This is a genomic window from Blautia wexlerae (genome assembly GCF_013300825.1).
GTDB classification, from domain to species: Bacteria; Bacillota; Clostridia; order Lachnospirales; family Lachnospiraceae; genus Blautia_A; species Blautia_A wexlerae_B.
Genome location: NZ_JAAIMY010000053.1, coordinates 1 through 11,662, shown reverse-complemented (window position 1 = coordinate 11,662; position 11,662 = coordinate 1). Strand labels below are relative to the sequence as shown.

At 42.4% G+C, this 11,662-nt stretch carries 14 protein-coding genes; 1 reads left to right on the top strand and 13 read right to left on the bottom strand.

The genetic code is table 11. The annotated features are described in order from the left end of the window. Positions 1-331 precede the first annotated feature (331 nt). The 6 genes from G4417_RS15815 to rsxC are packed head-to-tail and all read right to left on the bottom strand — an operon-like array spanning position 332 to position 5,343. Positions 332-1,123: an RnfABCDGE type electron transport complex subunit B gene (locus G4417_RS15815; protein WP_173684135.1), complete on the bottom strand. Its 792-nt coding sequence runs from the start codon at positions 1,121-1,123 to the stop codon at positions 332-334. A gap of 13 nt (positions 1,124-1,136) precedes the next feature. Continuing rightward, positions 1,137-1,712, bottom strand: coding sequence for an electron transport complex subunit RsxA (rsxA, locus tag G4417_RS15810; RefSeq protein WP_008704334.1), 576 nt, complete (start codon positions 1,710-1,712; stop codon positions 1,137-1,139). 6 nt (positions 1,713-1,718) lie between these two features. Continuing rightward, a complete protein-coding gene (gene rsxE, locus G4417_RS15805) occupies positions 1,719-2,429 on the bottom strand; it encodes an electron transport complex subunit RsxE (protein ID WP_019161483.1) in 711 nt (236 codons plus the stop codon). Continuing rightward, complete coding sequence (locus G4417_RS15800) at positions 2,429-3,037, bottom strand: RnfABCDGE type electron transport complex subunit G (RefSeq protein ID WP_173684134.1); 609 nt, start codon at positions 3,035-3,037, stop codon at positions 2,429-2,431. The genes rsxE and G4417_RS15800 overlap by 1 nt, the downstream gene beginning before the upstream one ends. Next, complete coding sequence (locus G4417_RS15795; RefSeq protein WP_008704337.1) at positions 3,034-4,011, bottom strand: RnfABCDGE type electron transport complex subunit D; 978 nt, start codon at positions 4,009-4,011, stop codon at positions 3,034-3,036. The genes G4417_RS15800 and G4417_RS15795 overlap by 4 nt, the downstream gene beginning before the upstream one ends. Before the next feature lie 15 nt (positions 4,012-4,026). Next, complete coding sequence (gene rsxC, locus G4417_RS15790) at positions 4,027-5,343, bottom strand: electron transport complex subunit RsxC (RefSeq protein ID WP_173684133.1); 1,317 nt, start codon at positions 5,341-5,343, stop codon at positions 4,027-4,029. 184 nt (positions 5,344-5,527) lie between these two features. Between rsxC and G4417_RS15785 the strand changes: the two genes are divergently transcribed. Continuing rightward, positions 5,528-6,547 (top strand): ribonuclease H-like domain-containing protein, encoded by a 1,020-nt coding sequence (locus G4417_RS15785; protein WP_173684132.1) that lies wholly within the window; start codon positions 5,528-5,530, stop codon positions 6,545-6,547. A 57-nt stretch (positions 6,548-6,604) separates the two neighbouring features. Here the strand turns inward: G4417_RS15785 and bioA are convergent, their stop codons facing one another. From bioA to G4417_RS15745, 7 genes are all read right to left on the bottom strand, one after another. Next, positions 6,605-7,798 (bottom strand): adenosylmethionine--8-amino-7-oxononanoate transaminase, encoded by a 1,194-nt coding sequence (gene bioA, locus G4417_RS15780; protein WP_173684131.1) that lies wholly within the window; start codon positions 7,796-7,798, stop codon positions 6,605-6,607. After that, positions 7,795-8,493, bottom strand: coding sequence for a dethiobiotin synthase (bioD, locus tag G4417_RS15775; protein ID WP_173684130.1), 699 nt, complete (start codon positions 8,491-8,493; stop codon positions 7,795-7,797). Before bioD ends, bioA begins: the two co-directional genes overlap by 4 nt. Then, a complete protein-coding gene (bioB, locus tag G4417_RS15770) occupies positions 8,490-9,482 on the bottom strand; it encodes a biotin synthase BioB (RefSeq protein WP_173684129.1) in 993 nt (330 codons plus the stop codon). Before bioB ends, bioD begins: the two co-directional genes overlap by 4 nt. Next, a complete protein-coding gene (locus G4417_RS15765; protein WP_173684128.1) occupies positions 9,479-10,072 on the bottom strand; it encodes a biotin transporter BioY in 594 nt (197 codons plus the stop codon). The genes bioB and G4417_RS15765 overlap by 4 nt, the downstream gene beginning before the upstream one ends. Before the next feature lie 187 nt (positions 10,073-10,259). After that, positions 10,260-10,487: a hypothetical protein gene (locus tag G4417_RS15760; protein ID WP_019161412.1), complete on the bottom strand. Its 228-nt coding sequence runs from the start codon at positions 10,485-10,487 to the stop codon at positions 10,260-10,262. 207 nt (positions 10,488-10,694) lie between these two features. After that, a complete protein-coding gene (locus tag G4417_RS15750) occupies positions 10,695-10,913 on the bottom strand; it encodes a DUF3791 domain-containing protein (protein ID WP_019161410.1) in 219 nt (72 codons plus the stop codon). A gap of 184 nt (positions 10,914-11,097) precedes the next feature. Then, a complete protein-coding gene (locus G4417_RS15745) occupies positions 11,098-11,397 on the bottom strand; it encodes a helix-turn-helix domain-containing protein (RefSeq protein WP_019161589.1) in 300 nt (99 codons plus the stop codon). Between the last annotated feature and the right edge of the window lie 265 nt (positions 11,398-11,662).

Here is an 11,662-nt window from a genome sequence, read left to right as displayed (position 1 = left end):
TTTTGGCATATTCATGCCAAAACACCTCGCGGGATAGTGGTGTGTGAACAGTAACGCAAAACAACCAGTAAACAGCGCGGGGCATTATTTCGGTTTGGGTGAATTTTGCAGGAAGCGTAGTAACTCTTAGTTCCGGGAAATCTGCGTTATGAACAAAATGCTCACTGTCTGAGCGAAGCGAGTTTGAGCATTTTGTGAATGCTTTTAGCAGATTTTCCGAAACTTAGAGTTCCTAGCTTCCGAAACTGAACCCAAACCGAAATAATGCCCCGCGCGTCCCTTAATCAAAAAAAAGAACCGCCATGCCACCGCACAGCAGTTCTTCCTCCCATTACTGAATAATATGTCTCGGACAAACCTCTTTACAAGCCCCACAATTCGTACACTTACTATAATCAATATGCGCACAGAAATTATCAACCGTAATCGCCCCATTCGGACAGGTCTTCTCACACTTCTTACATCCGATACAGCCAACCTCACACGCAGAAGTAACAGTCTTACCTTTCGCATGAGAACTACACTGCACAAACGTAATCTGCTCATAAGGCACAAGCTCAATCAGATGTTTCGGACACTTGGCAACACATTTGCCACAGGCTTTACATGCCTCTTTATCAACAACCGCCACACCGTTCACAACATCAATCGCTCCAAACGGACAGGCCTTCACGCAGCTTCCGAATCCAAGACATCCGAATGCACATGCCTTAGCTCCGCCACTAGGAATGAAAGCCATCATCTCACAGTCTTCCACACCTGTATACTCATAATTATCCTTCGTCTTCTCACAGGTACCCGCACACTTCACATACGCCACCTGACGGGCAGTCTCCACAACTTCCTGTCCCATGATCGCTGCGATCACTTTCCCAACAGGCTCGCCGCCTACCGGACATCCGTTTACAGGTGCCTCACCTTTGGCGATGGCTGCTGCCAGACCATCACAGCCGGGATAACCACAACCACCACAGTTATTACCGGGAAGTGCCTCACGAACAGCAACTTCCTTCTCATCCACTTCCACAGCAAACTTCTTACCGGCAACGCCAAGGAAAACACCGATAAAAAGACCTACTGCCGCAACCAGTACAGTTGCCGCGATAATTGCTCCTATATTCATACCAGTCCCCTCCTTAAATCAGTCCTGAAAATCCGAAGAAGGCAATTGCCATCAGTCCGGCTGTCAGCAGAACTGTAGGAAATCCCTGGAAGGATTTTGGAATGTCATTGTATGCAATTTTCTCACGGATACCAGCCATCAGCACGATGGAAATAGTAAAGCCCACTGCTGTTGCAAATCCGTTCACTGTTCCCTGAAGAACATTATACTCTTTCTGCACGTTTGTAAGGGCAACACCGAGAACCGCACAGTTTGTTGTAATCAGCGGAAGATACACACCAAGTGCCTGATACAGGGAAGGCATTGTCTTCTTAAGGAACATCTCTACAAACTGTACCAGCGCCGCGATCAACAGGATGAATACAATAGTCTGCAGATAAGTCAGGTTCGTAGGAACCAGGATAGCATTGTAAATAATACCTGTCACAAAAGATGACAGTGTAATAACGAAGATGATCGCACCGCCCATGCCGGCTGCTGTCTCAACACTCTTGGAAACACCAAGGAACGGACAGAGGCCAAGGAACTGGCTGAGGACTACGTTATTTACAATCGCTGAGCTTACAAGTATGATCAAAAGTTCTTTCATAATCCATTACCCCCTTTTTCCCTTACACATGGTATTGCCGCAGGCTGCACAGCTTCCGCCGCAATCAGGATTGCTTGGATCAATGCCACGTTTGGCTGCACCGATTTTGAATTTGTTCTGTAATGCAGAAAGCGCTGCCAGAACAAAGAATGCTCCGGGTGCCAGGATAAAGATTGTGATCGGTTCATAACCTGCCTTACCTGCTGCAGCATCTGCCAGAGGAAGGATCTGATGTCCGAACAGGGAACCTGCACCGATCAGCTCACGTACTGCACCGATACAGGTGATACTTAAGGTAAATCCAAGGCCCATACCAATACCGTCAAATAAAGAAGCAATCGGTTTATTCTTGGATGCATAAGCCTCTGCACGTCCAAGGATGATACAGTTAACTACGATCAGAGGAATATAGATTCCAAGAGAGTCATACAGACTTGGGATAAATCCCTGTAAAAGAAGCTGTACAACTGTTACAAAGGAAGCAACAACTACGATAAATGCAGGCATACGCACTCTGTCCGGGATAAAGTTTCTCAGAAGAGAGATCATTAAGTTGGATGCTGCAAGAATTACTGTAGTAGTAAGTCCCATTCCGATACCATTGGTTGCAGATGTGGTGATAGCCAGTGTAGGACACATACCAAGCATCAGTACAAAGGTAGGATTTTCTTTGATGATTCCGTTATATAAACGTTCAGCAGGTGTGTTTGGTTTCATCACTGATTTCCCCCTTTCTCATACTGGAATGCACATAATCCGGCATTGACACCGTTTGTCATGGCATTCGTTGTAATAGTGGCACCACTTAACGCATCAATCTGATCATCCGCTGTGGCACCGGTCTTTGTATATTCAAATTTGTCTACTTTCTTATCTTTGAACTGATCCTTAAATGCATCTGTGTTTGCTCTCATACCAAGACCTGCGGTCTCACCGATGGAAAGAATGGAAATTCCATTTAAGGTACCGTCATCCTGGATACCCATTGCAAACTGGATATCTCCGCCGTAACCCTCGGAAGTGGTTACTGTAAATGCATATCCCAGCTCATTGCCTGAAGCATCTTTGGCAAGCATAGTCTCATCTATGGACTGTGCCGCATATCCGTTCTCATCCAGATAAGACTGCAGGGCCTCCGCATCCACATCCACTGTCTCAAAGCTGTCCGCATCTGCAAATACTGCCTTATACGCATCCTGTTTCGCCTGAGCTTCCTGCTTTGCAATAGGATCTGCTGTAATATCCTGGACTACACCAAGGGCAAGTCCTGCCACAAGTGTGATCACTGTAATGGCTATGGTGTCTTTGATAATTCTGTTACTCATGCCTTTTTGCCCCCTTTCCCAAATGCCGGGTGACGAGTCACACGTTCAATCATCGGAACTAACAGGTTGCAGAAAATGATCGCATAGGATACGCCCTCTGCGGAACCGCCGAAGAGACGGAAGACCGCAGTCAGTACACCAAGACAGACACCGTATACATACTGTCCTCTTGGTGTGATCGGTGTTGTGACATAGTCTGTAGCCATAAACCATGCACCAAGCATAAGACCACCGCCGAAGATGTGGCTGAACAGATAGTTCACGTCAAATCCCTTGCCTGTTCCAAGCATGTAAAGGATTACAAATACTGCGAAACTTCCAATATAGGTAAGCGGGATCTTCAGATCGATCACCTTGAAAACCAGAAGGATTGCAGCTCCGATCAGGATCGCAAGGGCAGAAGTCTCACCGATAGTTCCCTGGATATCACCGATAAACATATGTAATACAGATACAGAACTGTCTGTAAATCCATTCTGTTTCAGAGCTGCCAGAGGAGTTGCACCGGATACAGTATCTACCACACCTCTGAAGCTGTCGCTTACTGCGAAATCTGTCATCTTTCCTGCGAAAGAGATCATCAGGAAGCATCTTCCTGCAAGTGCCGGGTTCATGAAGTTCTGTCCCAGACCACCGAAAAGCTGTTTTACAACGATGATTGCAAATGCACTGCCAAGTACAGGCATCCAGAGCGGAATTGACGCAGGCATATTTAATGCAAGCAGCAAACCTGTAACAACTGCACTGAAGTCTGTAATTGTGTTCTTCTTATGCATCAGCTTGTCATAAATCCACTCAAAGAATACACTGGAAGCAACAGTGATCACTACTACCAGTAAGGCGCGAAGGCCAAAATTATAAATTCCAAACAGTGTGGTCGGCAGAAGTGCCAGTACCACAAGCTGCATGATTTTGCTTGTTGTCATCTTATCCCGGACATGGGGATTGGATGATACATGTAACATCTGATCCATTATGATGTCCCCCTTTTACTTTTTCTTACGGCTTGCCAGAACCATCTTACGCATAGATTTGATCATCTGGGTCAACGGACGCTTGGCTGGACAGATATAACTGCAGCAGCCACATTCGCAGCATTCCATACCATCAAATTTCTGGAAGCTTTCCATGTCACCATGCTCTGCAAAGGTTGCAAGTCTTGCAGGAATGACATGGCCGGGACAGACTCCTACACATCTGCCGCAGTTAATACATGCAGTCTGTTGGGCATCTGCCACATCATCCTTCTCCAGACAGAGACATGCGGAACTGGTCTTGATACATGGTACATGAGTGTCATACATGGCAAATCCCATCATAGGACCACCTGAGATTACTTTGGATACATTATCTGTCAGTCCACCGGCAGCTTCAATCAGTTCTGCCATATCTGTTCCGGAAAGAACATCAAAATTCTGGGGATTCTTAATCCCCTGTCCTGTTACTGTTACGATACGGTCCATAACAGGTTTTCCAAGGATAACGGCTTCATAAACAGCGATTACAGTATCTACGTTATCAACTACGCATCCTGCATCTGCCGGAAGCATTGAAGAATTAATCTCTCTGTCTGTGACAGCCTTGATCAGGAAACGTTCACCACCCTGTGGGTACTTGGTCATCAGCTCTGCTACTTCAATACGTGGAATATCTTTTACCATTTCTTTCAGCTTGGCAATACAGTCAGGTTTGTTATCCTCAATACAGATATATCCCTTCGCATTGTCAAAAAGCTTCAGCATAACTCTTAAGCCTTCGATCAGCTTCTCAGAGTCATCCAGCATTCTTCTGTAGTCGCTGGTAAGATAAGGCTCACACTCGGCACCGTTTACAAGAATATGATCGATCTTCTCCGGTTCCTTTGGCGCAAGCTTTACCTGTGTGGGGAATCCGGCACCGCCCATTCCCACAACTCCGCCTTCTTTAATTCTCGCCAGAATTTCCTCTTTCGAAAGATCTTCCAGTCGTGCAGGAGTAAATTCCACACTTTCATACTGCTGGTCATTTTCAATGATAATGGAATTGACCATGGAACCCGTTGCTGTCAGTCTGGGTTCAATTCCCTTAACTGTACCGGAAACAGATGCATGGATCGGTGATGACACAAAGCCTGCAGCGTCCGCAATCTTCTGGCCTGCGAGCACATGGTCTCCTTTCTGAACTGCAGGCGCGGCCGGCGCACCGATATGCTGTGAAAGAGGATATACCATATCTCCCTTTGGCAGATATTTCACTACCGGACTGTTCTTGGATAATTCTTTTCCGTCATAAGGATGAACACCACCCTTAAAGGTTAAAATTCCCATTTCGTTCCCTCCTTTTATATTAAGCACCACCAAAGTGCTCTGTTTTTGATAAAATCCATATACTTTTTTGTACATTTTTATCAACCTGTTTATAATATAAACCATTTTTTCAAAAAAAGCACTACCCAAATTTCATTTTCTTGTGTATAATTAAATACAATTTCGGAAAGGAAAAATTATTAACATGATTGTTAAAAAAATGCCTATTTTACAGGGGTTTCCAGACTTTGAGACCGTTAATTTTTTCACTGGAAAATTCTTCCAAAAATACAATTTTACACCTGTTTTTTACGACATAGAAACCACAGGATTGTCAAGAAATTCCACGTATTTATACCTGATCGGAGCTGTTGGAATTGAAGATGAAACTTGGTATTTTTATCAATGGATGGCCGAAAATGCCAGTGAAGAAGAGACAATTCTGAGAATTTTTTCACAATTTCTTCAGCAATATAATTTGATGATTTCTTACAACGGAGAACGATTTGACCAGCCCTATCTGGAAGCCAGATATGAAAAATACGGGCTGCCCTCTCCTTTTGATCATAAAATGTCCCTGGATCTGTATCTGACTCTGAAGCCTTTGAAAACACTTCTGAAGCTGCCTGCTCTGAAACAGCCATGTCTGGAAGAATTTCTCGGAATCAAAGACCGAATTTATAACAATGGGAAAGAATGCATTCAGCTTTATAAAGATTTTCTGAAAAAACGAGATGCCATTATGGCAGAAGAAATTCTCGGTCATAACCTGGAAGATGTGCTGGGACTTGGAAGAATTTTTGAGATGCTAAGTTATCTGTGCATTTATGATTCTGAGTATGAGGTTACATATGCGGAACTGGATGATGAAAATCTGATTCTGGAATTAACACTTCCTTATAAACTTCCGCAGAAATTCTCCAATGGAAATGAACAGTTTTATCTCACAGGAGAAAAAGAAACAATAAAATTTATTATCAAAACAACAGACGGTAAACTGAAACAATATTACGCCAATCCAAAGGACTACTATTATCTTCCGGAGGAAGACACCATCATTCCTAAAGCCCTTGGATCCGGAATCGATAAGAAACACCGGAAGGCAGCTACTAAAGATACCTGCTATACCTGGTTTACATGCTCCGATATTTTTCTGAGTAATCCGCTGAAGCAGAAACAATATCTCGAACATACACTTCCCTATTTGCTTAACACATTGAAATAAGATATATAAAACCGGGAAATTCTTACTTTTCCCGGTTTTACAGCTTATTTATACCCATCAGGGAGATTCATCAAACCATTCCTTCATCACATCAAAAATTCTTATAAGTTCCTCGTCCCTGATCACATACGGAACCATAGAGTACATATAGTTCAAAAATGGCCTGCTAAACACACCCCGCTCATAAGCAAACTGCTGGAAGCCTTCCAGATCCCCGGAATCATGAACCTCCACGCACACACAGCCACCCATGATGCGGACCTCTTTGATTCTTGGGTCTGTGAACGCTTCCATCTCACGGCGTGAAACCTGTTCAATATGACGGATCTTACCCATATAATCTTCACGCTCAAAAATCTCAATTCCCTTTAAAGCCACAGCACATGCCAGCGGATTTCCCATAAAAGTAGGACCATGCATCAGGGCAAGTCTGTCATCATCACTGTAAAAGGCATCAAATACCTTATGATTTGCCACAGTGACAGCATGACCAATATATCCTCCTGTAAGAGCCTTTCCAAGAACCAGGATATCCGGCAGAACAAGATCTGCCACAAAGCGGTTTCCTGTGCGGCCAAACCCGGTTGCAACCTCGTCAAAAATCAAAAGAACATCATACTGGTCACACAATTCTCTTGCTCTCTTCAGGAATGAAATATCATACATCCGCATTCCTCCTGCTCCCTGCAAAAGAGGCTCCACAATAAAGCAGTTCAGACGATCATGATACTGTTCAAATGCCTCCTCCAGAGCCGGGATCTCAGTCGGAATATGGACAACACCCTCTTTTTTGTCAAAAGCAAAATGATAATCCTCGTCATCTCCAACTTCCATTGCCTTAAAGGTATCCCCATGATATGCATGTTCAAGAGCCAGCACTAACGGGCGCTTTCTTCCCTGATTGGTGTTATACTGAAGGGCCATTTTAAGCGAAACCTCCACAGCAACGCTTCCGGAATCTGAAAAAAAGCAATAATCCAGATCTCCTGGCAGAAATTCCTGCAGCTTCGCAGAAAGCTTTTCCACCGGCTCATGTGTCAGTCCCCCAAGCATTACATGACAAAAACGGTCTGCCTGTTCCTTGATCGCTTCTGTCAGTTCCGGATGCTTATATCCATGAATCATACACCACCAGGAAGATATAGAGTCTATCAGCTTCTGATCTTTTGTATAAAGATGTACACCCTCTGCATCCAGAATCTTATACGGATCTTTCATTGTTTTCATTTGTTCATACGGATACCATATCATTTGATCTTCACCTCATCATAAAATTCTGCCAGTGTATCTGCATCTATCTCAAGATTTTTCGCATGATCCTGTACTTTTGCAATAACCGGAAGGCCAGTCATATATTGGCACATAGCAATATTATCCTCTTCCATAATATTTCCGGGATGGTAATGATTAAAAATAATACCTTTGATTGGAAGGGAATGGGCTTTCATATACTCGGCAGTCAATACAACACTGTTTATTGTACCAAGCCCTGCATCTGCCACCAGAATACTGGAAAGCTCAAACTCTCTTATCACATCTTCAAGCTGGATTTTGCGTTCATCAAAACAGAGCGGACAGAGGATACCGCCACTTCCTTCCATGGTAATATATTCATAATCATTTGCTGCCTTCAAAAATCCTCTTCGCACAACATCAAGATCCACCGGATTACCCTCAACTCTTGAAGCAAGATGAGGAGACCAGGCATTTTCATATACATAGGGACACATATCATCCAGAGACTGGGAAATACCAGACATCTCTTTAACAAAAAGTGCATCGCCCGGGATCAGACTACCGTCTGCACGCCGGTCATTTCCACTCATTGCAGCTTTGTAATAAGCCGGATTTTTTCCTGCCTGTGCCAGTTTTTTTACGATCAGTCCTGAGAGATAGGTTTTGCCCATGTCTGTTCCTGTTCCTGTAATAAATACCGCTTTACTCATGATTCTTCCACTTCCTTCCAATATTCTGGTGTTACATTTCTGCCCATATCAGAGAGCATTTTTCGGTCGCTGCGAATGGTTGCGCAGGCGACAGTAGTCAGCATATTCCCTGTTATTGTAGCGGAGGCACCGGATTTAAAAGCGGTTTCCCCGTCATTGGTAAGAAGTGCCCGTCCGGCAGCAAGACGGATATTAGCCTCAGGATTAATATAACGGAAGAAGGCGATTGTCCGGAGGATATCCTGCTCTGAAAGCTGATCAAGGTGTTCCAAAGGTGTTCCCGGAATGGGCATCAATGCATTGATCGGAATAGAATCAATCCCCAGCTCCGCAAGGCTGACTGCCATATCCAGACGATCCTCCCAGGTCTCTCCCATTCCTATGATGCCACCGGAACATGCACACATTCCTTCCGCCTTTACCTTTTTCAGGGTTTCAATCTTCATATCGTATGTATGTGTCGTACATATATTAGGAAAATTTCTCCTTGAAGTCTCAATATTATGATGATAACTGGTTACTCCGGCTTCATGAAGACGATGCAGCTGTTCAGAAGAAAGAAATCCCATGGAAGCACAGAGATCAATATTACATTCCTTATGCATGGTTTCATAGGCGTGGATCGCCTGATCAAATTCTTTTCCGGTCAGGGCCTTTCCAGCAGTAACGATGGAGAAACGGTCAACGCCCTCCTCTTCATTCATTTTACATGCTTCCAGAATCTTTTCCTCCGGAAGAAAATCATAGATTTCACAGGAAGTATGATGGTGTACTGACTGCGCACAATATTTGCAGTCCTCCGGACATCTGCCGCTGCGGCCATTGATGATGGAACAGAGATCCACCTTATCACCGATATATGCTTCGCGGATACGGTCTGCTCCTTCACATAATTCATCTAAATCACAGGTAAGAAAAAAAGAAAGGTCGTCTTTCCTTGTAATTCTGCGCCCATCAATAATTTCCTGTGCTAAAATAAGTGGATTCATTTTGCAAGCTCCTCCGTTTCCAGTCTGACATTTGATTTTGAATCAAAAAGATATTGAAGCACTACCGGTCTGACACGCTTTGCAATGACAGCACCCAAAACACTTAATGCAATATCACCGGGTACTGCAAGCAGAAAACAATAAAGAATCAGCGGCCAGATTCCAATCGGTGTATCAATCACATAGTTACAGATCACATAGTAATAAACCATTCCACAGATGTAGACGATCATCAGACCTGCCAGATTCGCAAGCAAATAGTGAAAAACTGTCTTCTGCTTAAGACGTTCTGCGATAAGTCCGGTTACGTATGTTCCCAGGCAGAACCCTATAATATAACCGAAGCTTGGCTTAAAAATATACCAGATTCCACCGCCCTCCGAAAAGATCGGAAGTCCCGCCAGCCCCAACAGCATATAGGCAACCACAGAAATCATACCCCTTCTGGATCCCAGAAACAGTCCGGCAAGCATAGTGAACAGGTACTGCAGTGTAAAAGGAACTACAGGTACAGGGATTTTAATAAACGCACCTGCTGCAATCAACGCCGTAAAAAGACCGCAATAAATCATGCTCTTTGTTTTTGTCATTTGTAAACCTCCATTTGTTTTATGGTTTACCATTTTAAAGTACAAGGAGCTGATTGTCAACTTTTTCTTTGGAAAATGTTTACTATTTTTCATAAAAAAAGCACCCTGACCATCGCCAAGATGCATTTTTATTTCGATGTGTTTCCCAAGAGCATTGGCATATTTCTCTAATACTATCATGCCGTAGTTATCCAAAAAGCTTCGGTTCATTCTCAATCAAATCTTCTGCCAGATATTTTGCATCCATATTTTCGATTCCATAACTATTATTTGAAATTTGTTCAGCAAGTTTACTGGAATAATAAATATCAAATGCCTTCCGTAAATCTATCCTTTTCATCTCAGAAATTGCATTGATGATATCATTTTCCAAATTTTGTTTATAAACTTCTTCCAATTGTTTCTTATCTACCATTGTTTTCCACCTCATATGCACTTTTAAAAATAATAAGTTGATTCAAAGTTTCTTGATTTACAATACAAATTTGATTATTCAACTTATAGTATCGCAATTCTCTCAAAACTTTTTCCTTATCCCATAATCCTCTGCCAAAATCCAAATACTTTTTTGAATGTATGACATCTGGTTTGTTTATAATTTCTGTTGATCCATGATATACAATCATACATTAACCCCTTTTTCTCTCACATAATCAGTAATGTCCTCTACCAAATATTCCTTTCCCTGTGTATGAAGAACATCGTAGCATTTAATAATATAATTATCCAAAATCCCGGTTGAGTTTAATATTTTATACACTTTGGCGGGGGACATTTTCCATTTATCTGCAAGACTATATATCATGAATATTGAAAAGCTCAATTCTTTTTTCTCACACATAATCACTACCAACCTTTCTGGTATATTCTTACTTAGATTATAACAATTATTTTATTTTCATACACTATATTTTTTATTATTATCAAAAAAGCAGCATCCAATATTGCATTCCTCCAAATTATGCAGTCTTTTTGATATTGTTTTACTTTATGTTATCACGTATGATTTTTTAAATAAAAATCTGTCAGTCATCACAGATTTTTATTTCGATGTGTTTTCCAAGAGCATTGGCATATTTCTCTAATACTATCAAGGTGGGCACTCTGCCTCCACTTTCGAAGCGGGCCAGATTTGACGGCTTGATCCCGGTAATATCCGAAATCTCCTGCTGCGTCATCTTCTGGTTATGTCTTTCATCTACCAGGCTTCTAATCGTTTCTGCTGATTTATTTAACACGGTTTCCTGTATCTTTTCTGTATAAATCGCCAGACGCCTTTCACGGGCTTCCTTTTCTGAAAAATACTCTTTCATATTTTCCTGCATATGCTTCTCATCCTTTGCTCAACATAATTTTAAGCAAATTATATCACGAATGATATTCCTCTGCAAGATATTTATACTTTCTTTACAGAACTTTTAGGGCTTGTTTAATCATTTTATAGGTACTTCATAGGGTCTGACCCCGAGAGGCTATTCTCAATATCTTTTACAAGGACAATATCACAAAAATCATAGCTTTTTCTGTCCGTATCTCCTTAACTTCCAAAAATGAGTAGCCCTAACGAAAATAAAATTTTAAAAAAGCCCG